The 17,362-nt window shown below is 42.3% G+C and carries 14 protein-coding genes; 10 read left to right on the top strand and 4 right to left on the bottom strand.

The genetic code is table 11. The features are described 5' to 3' along the window. The first annotated feature begins 557 nt into the window (after positions 1 to 557). The 6 genes from DLM75_RS01415 to DLM75_RS01390 all read left to right on the top strand — a co-directional run bounded on the left by DLM75_RS01415 (position 558) and on the right by DLM75_RS01390 (position 5,502). The gene (locus DLM75_RS01415; RefSeq protein ID WP_118966776.1) at positions 558 to 1,505 is read left to right on the top strand and encodes a GTP 3',8-cyclase MoaA; all 948 of its coding nucleotides are present in this window, start codon (positions 558 to 560) and stop codon (positions 1,503 to 1,505) included. Between the two features lie 2 nt (positions 1,506 to 1,507). Further along, the gene (locus DLM75_RS01410; protein ID WP_158586429.1) at positions 1,508 to 1,750 is read left to right on the top strand and encodes a MoaD/ThiS family protein; all 243 of its coding nucleotides are present in this window, start codon (positions 1,508 to 1,510) and stop codon (positions 1,748 to 1,750) included. A 1-nt stretch (position 1,751) separates the two neighbouring features. Continuing rightward, positions 1,752 to 2,222 carry a molybdenum cofactor biosynthesis protein MoaE gene (locus DLM75_RS01405; RefSeq protein WP_118966774.1) on the top strand — a complete coding sequence of 157 codons (471 nt, stop codon included), beginning with the start codon at positions 1,752 to 1,754 and terminating at the stop codon, positions 2,220 to 2,222. Beyond that, entirely contained in the window at positions 2,219 to 2,815 is a 597-nt protein-coding gene (locus DLM75_RS01400; RefSeq protein ID WP_118966773.1) for a molybdenum cofactor guanylyltransferase, read from the top strand. The genes DLM75_RS01405 and DLM75_RS01400 overlap by 4 nt, the downstream gene beginning before the upstream one ends. 588 nt (positions 2,816 to 3,403) lie before the next feature. Continuing rightward, positions 3,404 to 4,312, top strand: coding sequence for a bifunctional molybdenum cofactor biosynthesis protein MoaC/MoaB (gene moaCB, locus DLM75_RS01395; protein WP_118966772.1), 909 nt, complete (start codon positions 3,404 to 3,406; stop codon positions 4,310 to 4,312). Then, on the top strand, positions 4,309 to 5,502 hold the full coding sequence (locus DLM75_RS01390) for a molybdopterin molybdotransferase MoeA (RefSeq protein WP_118966771.1): 1,194 nt from the start codon (positions 4,309 to 4,311) through the stop codon (positions 5,500 to 5,502). Before moaCB ends, DLM75_RS01390 begins: the two co-directional genes overlap by 4 nt. A 16-nt stretch (positions 5,503 to 5,518) precedes the next feature. Here DLM75_RS01390 and DLM75_RS01385 read toward each other — a convergent pair whose 3' ends face one another. Both DLM75_RS01385 and DLM75_RS01380 read right to left on the bottom strand, forming a co-directional pair. Continuing rightward, entirely contained in the window at positions 5,519 to 6,181 is a 663-nt protein-coding gene (locus DLM75_RS01385; protein ID WP_118967914.1) for a YdeI/OmpD-associated family protein, read from the bottom strand. 101 nt (positions 6,182 to 6,282) lie between these two features. Next, positions 6,283 to 8,082 (bottom strand): hybrid sensor histidine kinase/response regulator, encoded by a 1,800-nt coding sequence (locus DLM75_RS01380; protein ID WP_118966770.1) that lies wholly within the window; start codon positions 8,080 to 8,082, stop codon positions 6,283 to 6,285. Between the two features lie 342 nt (positions 8,083 to 8,424). Between DLM75_RS01380 and DLM75_RS01370 the strand changes: the two genes are divergently transcribed. Next, entirely contained in the window at positions 8,425 to 9,756 is a 1,332-nt protein-coding gene (locus DLM75_RS01370; RefSeq protein ID WP_118966768.1) for an MFS transporter, read from the top strand. 52 nt (positions 9,757 to 9,808) lie between these two features. Here DLM75_RS01370 and DLM75_RS01365 read toward each other — a convergent pair whose 3' ends face one another. Continuing rightward, entirely contained in the window at positions 9,809 to 11,137 is a 1,329-nt protein-coding gene (locus DLM75_RS01365) for a DUF1554 domain-containing protein (RefSeq protein WP_118966767.1), read from the bottom strand. A gap of 261 nt (positions 11,138 to 11,398) precedes the next feature. On the opposite strand from DLM75_RS01365, the gene DLM75_RS01355 reads away from it, so the two are divergent. Next, on the top strand, positions 11,399 to 11,935 hold the full coding sequence (locus tag DLM75_RS01355) for an inorganic diphosphatase (RefSeq protein WP_118966765.1): 537 nt from the start codon (positions 11,399 to 11,401) through the stop codon (positions 11,933 to 11,935). Positions 11,936 to 12,483: 548 nt separating this feature from the next. On the opposite strand, the gene DLM75_RS01345 is transcribed toward DLM75_RS01355, so the two are convergent. Then, entirely contained in the window at positions 12,484 to 13,386 is a 903-nt protein-coding gene (locus DLM75_RS01345; RefSeq protein ID WP_118966763.1) for a lysophospholipid acyltransferase family protein, read from the bottom strand. 342 nt (positions 13,387 to 13,728) lie between these two features. Here DLM75_RS01345 and DLM75_RS01340 point away from each other — a divergent pair, with 342 nt between their 5' ends. Next, positions 13,729 to 14,442, top strand: coding sequence for a 7-carboxy-7-deazaguanine synthase QueE (locus DLM75_RS01340; protein WP_118966762.1), 714 nt, complete (start codon positions 13,729 to 13,731; stop codon positions 14,440 to 14,442). Next, on the top strand, positions 14,443 to 17,283 hold the full coding sequence (locus DLM75_RS01335) for a DEAD/DEAH box helicase (protein ID WP_118966761.1): 2,841 nt from the start codon (positions 14,443 to 14,445) through the stop codon (positions 17,281 to 17,283). The last annotated feature ends 79 nt before the right edge of the window (positions 17,284 to 17,362 follow it).

Raw genomic sequence — 17,362 nt, 5'->3', positions numbered from 1 at the left:
AATCGGAAAAAGATGGATTCTTTGCGAAAGTAGCAGGCTGAAAGTAGCTTCAAAAATTCTTATATAAGAAATGAAGATCGAAAGAACCTTCTCCATTTCTTTGAAGAATCATAGATAGGATTTTGAAAACTGAAATTCGATTTCTTAAAGTGGTTTTTGAATCGAGCCGTTCGTGTATGGATCCTCTGTTTCGGGCAATCGAAAAAATAGGGATCGAAACTGGTCCGATCTCCGAATTCTTGCAAGACAGGGGAACGTTCGCCAAAGTTGGAGACGAACAGATTGCAATTTTTCATTTCCAACGAGGAGATAAGTGGTATGCTTGTGCGAATCGCTATCTCATACGGGGAAATGGTTTGAGCAAAAGAACGGACCGAACCTAGGAAAAGGATCGGAAGGTTACTTTTCTTTGAATAAGAGACCGTTCTTTCTAAAAACGGGCGGACGAATTTCCGGATCCGTATTCTGATCGAACCTCGTAACAGCGGAAGACGGAGTGGTTTCTCTTGCTCTGCATTCTTCTTTGGTAGCGAAAGAATGATTTTGAAGAGGTCAGTATGATACGCGACGGTTTTGGAAGAAGTTTTCAAACTCTTAGAATCAGTCTTCTGGATCGTTGCAACTTCGCTTGTACTTATTGCGTGGATGAGGATATCCTTTTATCACGTAAGAATTCTTATTTAGAAGTGGAAGAATGGATTCGTATCGTTCACGATCTTCACGGTTTATTACATTTAAAAAAAGTGAGACTAACGGGGGGAGAACCGACTCTTTACCCCCACTTAAAAGTTCTTGTTCAAGAATTAAAAAATTTAGGAATCCCGCAAATTTCCCTTACGACAAACGGTTCGATTCTTTCGAAACAAGCATCGGATCTAAAGAAAGCGGGATTGGATTCCATCAACGTTTCTTTGGATTCGATGACCCCGGAAGGATTCCGTGCAATGAGTCGGCGTTCGGCGATCAAACAGACGTTACACGGAATCGAGGCCGCCGTCGAAATAGGTCTTAAGGTTCGAATCAATTGCACTTTGATGAGAGGAAAGAATGAAGACCAGATCATTCCAATTCTTGAATATTCTTGGAGCAAAGGTATTCTACCCAGATTTTTGGAACTGATGAAGATGGGTTATTTGCAAAATTCAGATACAATCCCGATTTTTTCTCAAAAAGAAATTTTGGATCGTGTTGAAGAACATTACGGAGTTCTTACTCCGCAAACGAGGAAGATTTCCTCGACAGCGAATTACTGGAATACGGAAAGCGGAAATTCTTTCGGCATCATCGCGAACGAGTCCGCACCTTTTTGTAGCGATTGCGATCGTCTTCGTTTGGATAGCAAGGGAAGTCTTTACGGCTGTTTGAGTTCGTCCACGGGGTTTCCGTTGCCGAAACTCAGGGAACAGGGAATCGATATGGAACAGATTCTTATCTTAGCATTGCGTCAAAAACAAGACGTTCGTTTTAAGGGAAGCGATCTTACCATGATGGCTATCGGAGGTTGAAGTTGGAAGTTGCGGTAAAAACATTCGGAATCTTAAAAGATCATTTTCAATCCGATTTCGTATTAAATTTAGAATCTCCGGTGCGCGTTTTGGACGTTGTGGAAGAGATGAGAAAGAAAAAGCCCGAAACGAGTCAGATTCTGGAAGTTTCGCTCTGGGCTGTTCAGGATAAAATGGTCGGAGCCGATCGAATCCTAGTAGAGGGAGAAACCGTTTTGATTCTTCCACCGTTAAGCGGAGGTTGATGTGCATCTTCAAGAAGAACCGATTGATCTGAACAAAATCCTTTCGCAAGGACACGATCCTTCTTGCGGCGCTGTCGTTTTATTTAGCGGAGAACCGAGGGACACCGCAAATTCGAACAAACAAGTCGACTATTTGTTTTACGAAGCCTATCCTCCGATGGCTGAGCCGATGATTGAAAAAATATTGGAAGACGCAATAACGATCTTTCGTTTAAAAAAAGCGATCTGCGTTCATAGGACCGGCACGGTTTATCCGGAAGAATCCTCCGTCTGTGTGATTACCGCATCTTCACATAGAAAGGAAGCCTATGAGGCCAACCGTTATATCATCGATCGTGTCAAACACGAAGTCCCGATTTGGAAAAAAGAATTTTATTCCGATGGAACTTCCGAATGGACTCTCAATTGCGCGGGTTGTGCGGCTGGGGCGGTCGGACATGAACGTTACTCTCCTTTGAAGACGAATCCATGACGGATCGAAAGCCGACTGGACTCGTTTTGTGCGGCGGAAATTCAAGAAGGATGGGGACTGACAAAGGTTTGCTTTCAACCGAAGGTAAACTTTGGGTGGAAGAAAGAATTCAAACCTTATCTTCTTTTACCGATCGTTGTTTGATTTCGATTCGCTCGGAACAAAAAGCATCCTATTCAAAAGTCTTGCTCGGGAGAAATTTGGTAGAGGATTCGTTTTCGAATATAGGGCCCATATCCGGAATTCTTTCCGCACACAATCGATATCCAGATGACGATTTTTTAGTTCTCGCTTGCGATATGCCGTCTTCGGATTCCTGGGTGTTTTCCGAACTTTTAAAGATTTATCAGACGAATTCAGAAATAGAGAGTTACTTTTGCAAACTCGAAGGAATGATAGAGCCGTTTCCTGCGATTTATACCTCTAAATTGTTAAACGAAGTCAGTAAAAGAAGAATGGAATCCGACTTTAACGTATCGCCGAAAAACATTCTGGAAAAATCGAACGGAATCGCAATTGAAGTTCCGAAAGATCATTCGAACGCATTCTTAAATTTGAATACTCTTTCCGATTTGAGCGCGGCCGGGCTTTAAAATGAAACCGAAGTTTGGAAAATATTATCTCTTCGACCCACTTCCGGAAGCCCAGAAATTGCTGATAGAGATGGTTGTCAAAATCTTAGCCAAGTAGAAGTCCTCTTGTACGGTGCTCTCATTGTGCCTTGAATTTTGCGAATGCATCGTACATTACGCGATTGTTTTTTTCTGTCGAAGACCGGGTCGGTACAGCGTCTACAAGCCAAGATCCATCAAGAGATGGCGGAATCGCTCTCATTGCAAGGACGCCTTACACTTGAAAGGCGACTTAGTTTCTTTTTCGGAAAAGTAGGCGAAGAAGAAAAAACTCTCGTAGTTTATACGGGATTGAATTCATTAGGGGAGATTGTGGAAATTTGATCACTCGCGGAAATTCTGAAACGATTCGGTTGCGATTCTAAAAAATTCGATCTTAGAATCATACGGTAGGATTAGTAAAGCCTTGGGCGATATTCGTTAAACCGTTACAGGAAAGAAGTGAGTTATCCGATTCCGATCATCGGGAACTTAGTTCATTTTTATTTCGAAATGGAATCCTTGCGATCTCTGATCCATGGTCTGTATTCTCTCAGTTAGGACAAAAGAATGATCGACATCACTGAAAAAAAGACCAGTCTCCGATCCGCGGCGGCTGAGGGGTTTGTATTTTGCGCGCCGGAAACATTGAAGAGAATTCGGGAGAACACTCTTCCCAAAGGAGATCTCTTTGGTGTTGCAAAGGCGAGCGCTCTCCTTGCTTCCAAAAAAACATCCGATCTCATTCCTCATTGCCATCCTGTGCCTATCGATTTTTTTGAAATTTCTTTCGAACTTGTGGATAAGGGTGTGAAAATTTTAGCTAGCGCAAAATCGATCGGAAAGACCGGTATCGAAATGGAAGTTTTAACCGGACTCAGCGTAGCCGCATTGACGATTTACGATCTTCTCAAACCGATCGACAAACAATTGGAAATATCCTCCATTCGACTTCTGGAAAAAAAAGGTGGAAAGAGCGAGATTCAATTCTCCAAGTTTGCGGAAGGCGCTAAAGCCGCGATCTTAGTTTGTTCGGATTCTACGTTTGCGGGGAAACGAGAAGACGGGTCCGGTAAAATAATCGAAAGTATATTAAAAGAATCGAATGTTCTAATTCATGAATATACTATCGTTCCCGACGAGCCGGAAGAAATTCGTAAGAAAATCGGAGAATGGGTGGAAGCGGGTATCGACCTGATCGTTTCAACGGGTGGAACCGGATTGGGACCGAGGGATAACACGACGGATACGATTCGTAATCTTCTGGATCAGGAAATACCGGGAATCGCGGAGGCAATGAGATCCTTCGGACAGGACCGTACTCCGTATGCGATGCTTTCCCGTTCGTTAGCGGGGCGAATCAAGAAAACTTTGATAGTGTGCGTTCCCGGAAGTTCGAACGGGGCCCGAGAAAGTTTGAAGGCGATCTTTCCTGCGGTCTTTCACGCGAAAAAGATGATGAGAGGAGAGGGGCATTGATTTCTATCGAAGAAGCGTTAACGAAAATTCTTGCGGACGTTTCTAAGTCGAATTTGGAATCGGTTCCTCTTGCGGAAAGTTTGGGAAGAATTCTTGCCGGCGACGTAAAAGCGGATCGGGATTACCCGCCTTTTCACCGTTCAACGATGGATGGATACGCAATTAAGAGCGAGGATTTTCACCCATCTAAAACCTATCATTGCAAAAAAGAAATTTTTGCTGGAATGGAATCTAAACTGGATCCCGGCGAGGAAATCGTAAAAATTATGACGGGAGCGGTCGTGCCGGAAGGTTTGGATGCGGTGATCAAAATCGAAGACAGTCAGGAAATCGAAAGCGGGAATCCGATTTCGAAAGTAAAACTAAAATCCGATCAAGTATTCCATTTTATGAATATAGCAGTTCGAGGAGAAGATTTAAAAAAAGGAGAACTCGTAATCGGATCGGGAACCGTACTCGGAATGTCCGAAATATCCTTGTTAGCTTCTTTAGGATTCGATATCGTTCCCGTGAGAACCCTTCCGAGGGTTTCCATCATATCAACCGGAAGCGAAGTTGTTTCGGTCGGATCAAAGCCACTCCCTTATCAGATTCGGGATTCAAATTCGTATTCTTTGATTGCCATTTTGAATCGTCACAAAATTCAACCCAATTCCATAGAACTCGTTCCCGATGATGAATTAAAAATTACGGAAGCTCTTCAAAAGGGTTTGGAATCCGATATCCTTTTGTTGTCCGGAGGAGTTTCTATGGGAAGTATGGATTTGATTCCTCCTCTTTTAGAAAAACTCGGAGTCAAAAAAATATTTCATAAGGTTTCGTTAAAACCGGGTAAGCCGATTTGGTTTGGAAAAAAAGGGAGGACCGTGGTTTTCGGGCTTCCGGGAAATCCTTTCAGCGTCCAGGTTTGTGCGAGAATTTTTTTAGATCCGTATATTCGTTCTTATCTAGGAATGGAAATTCCAAAACCACTGCGATTCTCCTTTTTTGGAAAAAGAAAAAAGAAAAATTCTTTACCGGAATTTTTTCCGGTAATTTTCGAGACGAGGGAAAAAACGGGACTGAGGGCTAAGTCGTTTAACGGAAGCGGGGATATACGAGCCGGATTGTCTTCCGATGGAATTGCGTTACACCCTGGTGAGCATAGCGAAATTTCGGAAGAAGATATTTTGGAATTTTATCCTTGGTGAGAATTAAGTTTCGATCTTACGATTTCTTTTTTCTGGCGATTTTTTTCGAATTCAGATGGTCCATCAATTTTTTTATTCTTTTCGTTCTTGTTTCGGATGTTTTCGCTTCTAAGATCGCTTCGACATATTCCCTTTGATGAGACCAAGAAAGCGCATCAAAAGATTTTTTTGCAGAACTCGTTTTAGGAAAGAATGTAAGAACGTCTTTCGGGAGCCGAACGATTTTCTTTTCGTAATCGATGTATTTTGTTAGTTCCGGGTTCTTTTGTTTTTCCTCTTTCGAACCTCCTTTTTTAATTTTATCTTTCTTTTTAAATCTCATTGCGGACCAGGTTTCGTTTAACGATACTAAGGCGACTGTGTCGTAATCGTTTTCAAAAAGAATTTCCCAACCGTGATCTCTTTCCAGATCCGTTTGAGTCCCTGAAGTTTTCTTCGGAAACGCGATCCAGAAAAGAGTTTCTTCTTTGAGATATTTTCGGATTTTTAGAAAGGAGGATTTGAGGGTGGAAGTAGAATCCACAAAAAGAAGAATTCCATTTGCGTCTGAAACTTGATCTATAAAGCGAACTCCGCCGATCGGCTTTGAAGAAAAAATGTCTTTCAAATTTAAAACGAAGACATTGTCCCCATTCTTAAATTTCAATTTTTTCATGGAAATGGGATCAAATTGTTTCATAGTCGAATTAGAAAATCCTAACTGAGAAAACTTGCAAATCAAAAAGAATGATTCTATTTTATCGAATCGAAATGAGAATAAAATTCTTCGTTAAAAACGGATTAGAAAGTAAAATGGGTTTTGCCGCTTAAAAGTTTTTCTAAAAGTTCGGCAAGATCACTTTTGCGGAATGGCTTTCTAAGGCTGGCGGAAAATCCGAATTCTTTGGGAGATGAGATGACCGGATCTTCCGAATATCCGCTGGAAGCGATCGCGATCACTTTTGGGTCCAGCTTTCGAATTTCCGAAATCGCTTTTTCACCTCCCATGCCGCCGGGAATCGTAAGATCAAAAATTAAAATATCGAACGGAGAAGAAGAATTCTTCGCTTCTTTGAAGAGTTGGATCGCCTCCGTTCCATTCTTCGATGCGACGGTTCGATAACCCATTTTTTCCAACATCTCCGAGAAGATTTCGATGATAAAGTCCTCGTCATCCATTATAAGAACTTTTCCAAGCCCGCTGTGATGATTGGTTTTCTTTGATCGGCTCGTTTTGATTTCATTTTGAGATATCGGTAAATAAATATTGAACGTACTGCCCGCACCTAACTCTGATTTAACTTCGATTCCACCGTCGTGTTTTTGAACGATGGAATAGGATGTCGCAAGACCGAGTCCGGTTCCTTTTTGTTTCGTCGTGAAGAACGGTTCAAAAATGCGGGGGAGTAAATCTTTTGGAATTCCAGTCCCGCTGTCTTGTACGGAAATTTGAATATAGTTTCCTTCTTTCAAGCGGACCGAGTTGTATTTACCGAGATACATATTCTTTGCCGAAACTACGATTGTTCCTCCTAACGGCATCGATTGAACCGAGTTGATGATTATATTCTCCACCACCTGATGGATTTGATTTTCATCAAAATCGCAAAGACCGAGGTTTTCTTCTATTTCGAAGTGACAAGAAACGTTCGAACCGCTAAGAGAAAAGAGAACGCATTCGTTTATGATCGGGGCTAAAGAACCCGTTTTTCGTATGGGTTTGCCGCCTTTTGCAAAGGTCAAAAGCTGTTGTGTCAGATCTTTCGCGCGATTGAAGACGGTGATCGCCTTATCAAGATATCTAACGTTCGGTTCGCCGGCTTCCACCTTTTCACGTGCAAGGTCGATATATCCGAAAATTCCACCGAGGAGGTTGTTAAAATCGTGAGCAATCCCACCAGCCAATACGCCGAGGCTTTCTAATTTTTGAGCGTGAAGTAAACGCCTTTCTAACTCTAAGCGTTCGGATTCCGCGCGCTTGCGATCCGTAATATCGGTTCCGATACTGATGGTTCCAATAATATGATGATTCGTATCTTGCAGAATCGTGTTATCCCATTGAATCAGTTTTTTATCGCCGTTTCTTGTTCTGAGATAATTTTCATAATGAAGCGGAAGTGAGTTTGTTCGAATCGCTTCCTTAAATATCGATAAAACCTGTTCTCTTTCTTCCGGAAGTAAAAAATAATCAAACCAATTGTTTCCGATGAGTTCTTCCCTTTTCCAACCCGTTAAATTGAGAAGGTAATCGTTACAGAACGTGATGTTTCCTTCCGCATCCAATCCTAGGCTGATTAGATTGATGTTTTCCAATGTCACTCGAAATCGTCGTTCCGATTCTAAGAGGGCTGTTTCGGCAACTTTCTGCTCGTCCGATTCTTTTTTAATGAGAAGAAAATAGCGATTGAGAATGATAAATAGAAGCAAGGTTGTAATTACGACGAAGCTCCAGCCTTTGTAAGTCTGTAAGGTCGTTAAGATCGAAGGATCAAATGAAACGAAGCGAATGAACTGATCCGAGATGAAAATCCACGCCGACGCTAAAATGAGATATAAAAGAGAAACTCGAACGGGGGCAGATTTCGGAAGGAATTTTATCATAAATAGTAAATTATAAAAAGATACCGAATTCCTTTTGAAACGGGAACCCTAATTTTAGTTTTACGATTTTATTTTTGAGATTTCCGGGAAGTCTTTTATTCATTGAAAGGCGACTTGAGCGGGAAATCACTTCGTTTATCAATAATCCTTTGTACTTAGCAAAATGAGATCGGTGAATTTAAGACGTCCGATTTTAAGATTCGTGAAGTTGATTTTTTTAAGAATTCTGAACGAAGAAGCATCGAAAAAAGGTACCGATTTTCTTTGTTTGAGAAGAAGGTTTCTCTTTTTGATCGAAAATGATCTTGTAAAGCGATCTTGGTTTTTTACGATCGTGGGCAAATGAGCGCACTCTTCCGCTGGATTTTACCGGCTAAACCAAAACCTCTCTTACCTCCCGAAATGATAGAAGAAAGATATCCGCGTTTTCGTTGGAGAATCTTAGAGGCGACTTTTATCGGTTACGCGGTCTTCTATTTAGTTCGAAATAATTTCCCCGTTGTATCCAAAGAGATGGGAGAAGCGCTACACTACAGTCAAGAGCAGATCACAAATATTCTAGCGGTAACTGCGATCACCTATGGACTCGGGAAATTTATCATGGGCGCTCTATCTGATAGGAGTAATCCAAGATTCTTCATGCCTCTTGGTCTAATTTTGACCGCGGTTTGCAATTTGTTTTTTGGAGCTTCCAGTAATTATGAAACGCATTTTTATCTTTGGGCGTTGAATGGGTTCGTTCAAGGAATGGGCTGGCCACCGTGCGGAAGATCTCTTGGACATTGGTTCGGAGTCGCCGAAAGGGGATCCAAGTTTGCCATTTGGAACATAGCGCATAACGTCGGCGGTGGTTTGGTCGGCGTGGTCGCGGCGTACAGCGCTTCTTGGTGGGGTTGGAGAAACGCATTCTATATTCCTGCGTCGATTGCGATCGTAACTGCGGTCTATCTTCTTTTTCGATTGATGGACACTCCACAATCCGTCGGTCTTCCCTCCATCGAGGAATATCAGGAAGACCCGGAGAGAGATTTAAGAATTCCTGTTGCAGATCAAGAAAGGGAGCTGAGCTTTCGAGAGATTATCGTTCAATCCGTATTCAAAAATTATTATATATGGACTTTTGCGTTCGCGAATTTTTTTGTTTACGTGGTTCGTTACAGCCTAACGGATATTGGTCCAACCTATCTAAAATTTGCCAAAGGAGCCACTTTGGAAAAAGGAGGAGTCAGTACTCTGATTTATGAATTCGCCGGAATCGGATCCACGCTCTTGGTCGGTTGGGGTTCCGATAAGCTCGGTGGAAAAAGAGGGATGGTCAGTTTTCTATGTATGGTTCCCATTTTATTCGCTTTGACCGGATTGCTCTTCACTCCTCCCGGCCATCTTTGGCTCGATCTGACATTATTCGGAGTCGTCGGTTTTTTTATTTATCCTCCGGTTATGCTCTTGGGAGTTGCGGGACTCGATTTTACTTCGAAGAAAGCGGTTGGAACCGCGGCAGGTTTTATCGGCTTATTTGGCTATTTGGGCAGAACGAGCCTTTCAAAGGCCGTAGGCTGGATGAGCAAGCAAGAAGGTTTCCATTGGGAGCAATCCATATATTTGATTATCGGATCCACTTTGATAGCCCTTGCGTTATTAGCGGTGACTTGGAGCTGGAAACCGAAGGCTTAAATGAATTTGTTTAACCTTCGGCTTTGACTTTAGAGTTCTCTTATTTAATAGCTTATTGTTCCACACAGATTACGTTTGCGGAGGAGCCTAAAGCGTCGCAGGTGGAAGCAAAGTAATTGATTGCAGAGGAATTGACACTTCCTGCCCAACCGGTCATTCCATCCACGGATGCACTCGCACTTGTCCAGTTAGAGCAATTTTGAGCGAGGAGAACCGTCCAAGTGTTGTCCATTCCAGTAATATATCCACATGCGTTGCTTCCCATCGGACAAGCGAACGCGGCCGTCACTCCTGAATTAGAGCTTACCTTGTTTGACCATGAAAAAGGAAGAATGGAAGCGCTGTTCGATGTGGCAATCACAGTGGTGTTATCAGTTCTATAGTAAGTGTAGAGCGGTTTGAGAGGCCAGTCGGCACTCGGGCTTGGGAGAGGTTTTCTTGTAGACGTTCCCAAGAGCGCAATGACGGTTCCAGAAACGCCTCCCGGTTTATTAGAGGAACAGAGAGTATCAGCACCGGCCTTTCCCCCGAAATTTCCGGTTCCACCGTTTCCCGCGTTCACCATATACATTCTTTTATCATTATCCGAAATCGTAATATTGGAAGTCGTCGAAACGTTAGTCGCGCTTCCTATCGATTGGGAAACCCTTGCCGTGATGACTTCGCTTTCATCGGCAAAATCTGGCGTTCCTGTCTCATTCGTTCCACTCACGATCCGGTTGACAGCCGTCGTTCCTAAGGTGGTCGGTAAGGCGGAATTAACGCTCAAGTTTGTCGGGAAATTCGGATAGGAAATGGATACAGTGCCAGACGGATTTGGTCCCGGTGGATGCGAAAGATTCAAAGTAAAATTTGTGGAAGCATTGGTCGTACCCTCGACTACGGTAAGAGAAGAAGTCAGGACCACCGAAAAGCAATAGATATCGATGTCGGTGACATTCCCAGAAATGGCCCCGGTATTATTATAAAGATTGCAAGAAAGGTTGTTCGGAAAGCCGGAAATGGAAACGTTATAAGAAGCTCCACTGTTTAGTTTCGTGGAGAACTGGTAGGTTCCGGCTCCGCCCGTGATTCCCGGAGAAGAAGGAAGAATCGTAACCGTATCACTCCCGTTTGCCAAAGTAAGGCTTCCACTGACCAGACCGGAAATATTTCCTCCGAGAGTGAATGTGGAATTCCCTGTCCCTCCGGAAGTAGTGCTGGAGTTCTGCTGTGAACTCACCGGAGTGTTCACGACTTCCGTCGCGACAACTTGAATTGCCGTTCCCAAACCTTTTGAGGCATCGAATTGCATCTTATCGGCTTGCGCACAGTGAGCCAAAAAAGTTAAAAAGAGTATTCTAAGAATGGAAAATTTTCGCATAAGTTCGTCCTCATTCAAGATAACTCCTGGCAGAAAATTTATTTACCAAAATTTCCTTTTTTATAAGAAAAAGCGCCATTTTATTTTTTTAGGAACCCCGGAGTTCCGACCATGATCGTTTCTTTCCCGGGGTAGAATATAGAAAAGGGTAGAAATTTCCGGTTTTTCGGGCGTTTGCCCCTCATTTTGTAGTGTTCGGTCCCTTGATTGAAAAGTCGAACCGAAACGAAGAGCCATTTTGCACTTGCCTTCCTTAAAACCGTTCAATAGTTTTCCGTTATGGTACACCCTTGGCATGATATTTCTCCGGGCGAAGAAATTCCGGAATTTGTAAATGGAATTATCGAAATCAAACGCGGCAGTAGAGCGAAGTATGAGGTAGATAAGGAATACGGGATTCTAAAATTAGATCGTGTCCTATATTCTTCTTTTTATTATCCGGCGAATTACGGCTTCATTCCTCAATCCTATTGCGGAGATCACGATCCTCTCGATATTCTGGTTCTTTCTCAAGTGGAACTCGAGCCGCTCTGTTTGGTAAAATCGAAAGTAATCGGGGTGATGAGAATGTTGGATTCCGGCGAGGAAGACGATAAGATCATCGCGGTGGCCGCAAATGATATGTCGGTAAATCACATCAATGACATCTCTGAACTTCCTCCACATTTCACGTTGGAACTAAAACATTTCTTTGAAGATTATAAGAAGCTCGAAAAAAAGACGGTCGTGATCGAAGAATTTCAAAACGCAAAACTTGCCAGACAAATCGTTTTGGATTCTTTGGAATTGTATAAGAAGACGTTTCCGAAAAAGTAAGATTTAAAAAATTCTTTTTCCCGATTTATTTTTTGGGAAAGAATTTCCTGAAGAAAAGATTTCTTTTTGGGATCGGTTTCTCCTATTTCAGAATTTACGTAAGAGGATAGGTTGCCCAAATCCGGAAAAGGAATCTTTTGAAATTTCGGTTTCAGCCGGGTAAAAGAACGCAGGAGTTCCCACAAAGTCCGTCTTTCATACGCTTGCGAACTTATTGAAAGGAATTCTTCTTACTGGATTCTTATAGGAGTTCCTACATTTTACGGTTTTGGGAAAATTCTAAATTTCTTTCGGGAGAATCAACCTTTTCAGAAAAGGCTTATGGCTTTGAATTAAAAACCGATTTTTCACAGCCGAAGACTTTCAGTTGGAACTTTCTTTTTGAGAATCGATCAAAAAGGTTTTTTTTCGAGAGTTCTTTTTTGGTTCTCTCACTTCATTGAAAAATCAGATTACACAAAAGTATAAATTCCCGAAATTTTTCTTGGTCATTTTTCAAGTTAACTGGACGTTTAGAATCGGATCGAACGTAAGAACCATTCTTCATTTCAGACTTGGCCGGGAAAATCTCCCGGTTTTGTTCTCCATCTTCTGTGAACCCAAAAATACTGTTCCGGAAACAGTTTCACTTCTTCCTCTAAGGCTTTTGTCCACACTTCCGTATAATGACGGATTGCCGTTTCACGATCTGAAAACGCTTTCTTATCGACAAAGCCTAAGTCCTTGATTCGAACGATGACCTTTCCTTTTTCTCCACAGAGGACCGAGTATAATAGCATCTTTGCCCCGGTGAGGTAGGCCATCAGTGCAGGACCTTGATACGTGGAAGCAGGACGATTGAAGAAGTTTACGAAGATTCCTACCTTTCCCGCGTTCTGATCGGAACCGAAACCCATCCAATATCCTTGTTTGATCAGCTTCGCAACTTGACTGGATTCATCGGTGGATACGAGTTTGATTCCGTTCTTCGTTCTAAGTTTATAAATCAATCGATCAACGTAAGGGTTTCTTACCTTCTTATAAATCCCTGCGCCCTTCATTCGAATTCCCATAAACTGAACTAGGATTTCCCAAGTTCCAAAATGTCCTGAGATGAGAACGACTCCGATTCCTTCTTCGTTTGTCTTTCTTTCTATCTCTAAACTTTCTTTGTCATAAACGAGATATCGATCCATCCATTTCTGATTGAGCCTCGGCGCGTAGAGAGTTCCTGCGACTAAGTTTCCGATGTGAAGAATACTCTTCCAAACAAGTTCCTTTTTTTGGGCTTCGCTATACTCAGGAAATGCATAGGATATATTTTCATACGCGATTCTTCTGTGTTTTCTCGCGAGCGGGTAAAGAAGAATGACCAAAAATCTTCCGAACAATAAACAAAGACGATATGGTAAAATGCGAAAGGGAAGATAGAATAGATAAACGAAGAGAAATGACGGAATGTAACGAATCAAGGGAGCCCCGTTAATTGTTTTTAATTACAAGGGGAACCATTTTGGCTCCGATTGACAAGCAAAAGAACTAGCTCTTTTTTCTTCTTCCTTGAGAATTCAAACTAAGAAATACCCAGGCCACATTTTCTTTCCATGGCGCATAAGAATCTTGCTTCTTTTTTCTTTTTGAAAGATTCTCTTTGTCAAAGCAAAGTTTTGAACTCGAAAAAAAACAACTTCTCACAAATCGAAGCTCCGAGAGTTGACCGCAAAGGGTAGGTCGGAAATTCTGGAATTAGCCTTTTTATTTTTTTTGTGAACGTGAACTTTGCAAAAAGAAAAATCTTGTACTCTTAAAGACCTATGAACAATCTGAAAACCTCCGTACATGAAATCTATCTCTCTCTTTCGGGAGAAGGAATTTCAACAGGATTGCCAACCGTCTTTGTTCGTATGGCGGGATGTTCCTTACGATGCGGAATGGCTGTGGGACGCAAATTATGGTGCGATACTCCTTACGCCCTTTCTCCGAATGCAGGTGAAGAATTGGATCTTGAAGAAGTTCTGAAGCGAATTCGAGAACTGAGTCCCGTGGATACACAGATTCTCCTTACCGGAGGGGAACCTTTGGAAGGTAGAAACCGAAATTTCAGCGTCGCATTAGGAAACGAAATCTTGAGAACTCGAAATCATTCGGGTTCTTATCCAAGACCAAGAGTGGAGACGAACGGTGCCGAATCCATCGAAGGTTTGGATTCGTTTGTCTTTACTCTGGATTATAAACTTCCCGGCTCCGGAATGGAAGATCGGATGCTTTTGAAAAATTTAGAAATTTATAAAGATAGAAAAAACAGTTTGGATGAAATTAAGTTTGTGATTCGAGATAGGATGGATTTTGATCGATGTGTCGAGGTGATTCAAAACTTTGGTTTAACCGGAAATCTTTTGGCGTCTCCGGTTCAAAGCGAATTGTCCCCGGAACTTCTTTCCGAATGGATCAAGTCTTCTCTTCGTTCCGGTCTTCGCCTTTCTCTGCAAACCCATAAATACATTTGGGGCGATCAAAGGGGCGTATAGTTGGAAGAAACCTTACAACTCAGCCTCGATTTCGAATCCAAACAGCGTTCCGGGTACCGAGGTGATTTCTGTTTTCTTGCAAACTCACCCGAGTTGGGAATCGGAAAGATCGTTTCCTCCGAGGAAGGAAAGATTACGATAGAATTCGTTTCCTCCTCAACGAAAAAAACGGTCACTGAAAATTCTCCTCATTTAAGAATTCTTCCCGGTTATCCGTCTCCGCTGAGAAATATCGGGGAACAGCCGAGCCTGATGGATCTTTCGCTGACCGCGTACGAACTCAAACTTACGCATGCCTTCGATAAACTTTCGGCGCTCTCCAATTCCAGAACGAGACTTCTTCCGCATCAAATCGAGTCGACCTATATCGTCGTCAACAGTCTTCGTCCTCGTTTTATTCTCGCCGATGAAGTAGGCTTGGGAAAAACGATCGAAGCCGCTCTTGTGATGAAAGAACTCATCTTCCGAAGAGGTTATAAGAAGGTTCTGATCGTCGCTCCCTCTCCTCTATTGGTTCAGTGGCAACAAGAGTTGAAGAATAAATTCAACGAAGATTTTGAAATTGTTAAGCGAAGAAACTTTCACACCGAAGGCGATAAGAATTGGAAAAATTTTCAGCACGTCATTACTTCGGTGGATTTTATCAAAAATCCGAAATACGCAGAGGAAATTCTAAAAACGAAATGGGACATCGTTATCTTCGACGAGGCGCATCGACTCCGAAGAGATTATCATAAGATCACAAGGGCTTATCTTTTCGCGGAGAAAATTTCCAAAAAGTGCGAATGTCTTCTTCTTTTAACGGCGACTCCGTTTCGCGGAAAGTTGGAGGAATTGTATTATCTGATGCATCTGATCGATCCGAATATTTTAGGACCGTATCATACATTCGTAAACGATTATATACTCGGAAATAAAACCGATCTCAAAGAGAAAATTTCCAAGGTCCTTTTGAGAAGAAGAAAGGTGGAAGTCGGCGGTTTCACCAAACGATTCGCCAAAACCGTAAGAATCGAACTTTCTCCGGTGGAACGGGAATTTTACGAAGAGACGACCAATTATGTTCGAAGGGAATACAATCTCGCGATGAGAACACAAAACCGCGCCATCGGTTTTGTGATGATCGTTTTTCAAAAACTTCTCGATTCTTCCGTTTTCGCGCTTTTGTCCGCGCTTACAAAGAGAAAGTTTCTATTGGAAAATCGATTCCATCATATCAAACAAATGGAATCCAAATTGGAAGAATGGGACTTGGATGAGACCGAGGACGTTGAGGAATTCGTCTCCGGTTTGGATGAGTCCGTCCAGCTCGATCTTCAGAGTTTAAGAAGAGAACTTCTTTCTCTCAATCGATTGATTCTTCTTGGGAAAAAAATCAAAGAAGATAAGAAGTCGATCAAGCTCAAGGAAACGATTCTCAAATTGCAAAAGGAAGGACATCCGAAGTTCATCATTTTCACTCAGTTTCGAACAACTCAGGATTTTTTGGCGTCCGTCCTCGCGGAATTTCAAGTAACTTTGTTTCACGGTTCTTTGAGCGCGGATGCAAAGGAGAGGGCGATCGTAGAATTCAAAACGAAGACCGAAATTCTTATTTGTACCGAAGCGGGAGGGGAAGGGCGGAATCTTCAGTTTGCGAACGTCTTGTTCAATTACGATCTTCCTTGGAGTCCTTTAAAGATAGAACAGAGAATCGGAAGGATTCATAGATTCGGTCAAAAGGACAACGTATTCATCTTTAACTTTGCGAGCAAGGATACCGTTGCGGAAAGAATTCTCGAAGTGCTCACAAATAAAATTCGTCTTTTTGAGGAATCGATCGGCTCATCGGATGAACTCTTAGGTGCGATCGAAGACGAATTGGATTTTAATTCCTCCTTTATGAAATTCGTTACGGGCAATAAATCCAAAGTCGAAATGGAAGACGAGATCGACAATCGAATCAAGATCGCAAAAAAAGGTTTTGAAAAGTTGAGTGATCTCGTAACTCCCAAGATGATCGATTTTAATCTTTTGGATTATTACAGTCATACACTTGAAGAGCGTTCGTTTAACAATACGCACCTCGAAGAATTCGTATCCCGGTTTACGCGAACGTTTCCGGAAGAGGCGGGTTTTAAACTCGTCAAAAAGAAACCACAGATTTACGAAATCGATTCCGTTCCGTTTAAGGGAAAATTGGGGACCTTCGATTCCGAACTCGCGCTCCAAAACGATAGCTTAGAATTTCTAGCATTCGGACATCCTCTGGTTGATAAGGCCGTTTCTCATTTAATCCAGAATCAAAAGGGTTGGGGAGTTTCCTTTCATTCCGTTTCCAAGAAAGAATATTATGTTTTTCTGGTGGACTTTCAGTTTACCCTCAATCGTACCGAATTGTTTTATTTCGAATGCAATCGTCAAAGCGGAAGTATCAAACAGATTTCCGAACTTCCGGAAGAACTCAGGAATTCAGATTCTAATCCTAAAACCGGCGAGAGGGAGATCGAACTCCCTTCCCGTTTTGAAGAAAATTTAATCCGAACTTATTTGACTTTGGATGAAATCGTGGAATCCAGAAAGAAACAACTGGGAGACCAAACCCTCGACTTGTTTCAAAAAGAGGAATTCAAGATTCGAACCAGCAATCAGAATACGCTTCGACAACTCGAAGAAAAACTGATGCGTCAGGAAGCCGCATTCAAATGGGAAGGGAAACCCGAAAAAAAATCCGCGATGAATCGGACTCGAAACGAGATTCAGAAAGTAAAAGAAGACTTCGATCGAGAGCTTCGCAAGGTCAGGAACGGAAAAACGATTCAACACCGTTTTCAACTTTTCCAGGTATATTTACCGTACTAAACTCGGCTCCTTTTCCTGCTCGACATCCGATTTTGGTCGAGGTTTCTGGACCTTAGCAATTCGAACGGAGCCTGACGAC

Source organism: Leptospira stimsonii (assembly GCF_003545885.1).
Lineage (GTDB): Bacteria > Spirochaetota > Leptospiria > Leptospirales > Leptospiraceae > Leptospira > Leptospira stimsonii.
Note: the sequence above shows the minus strand (reverse complement) of the source record. Positions and strands in the feature narration are given on the sequence as shown.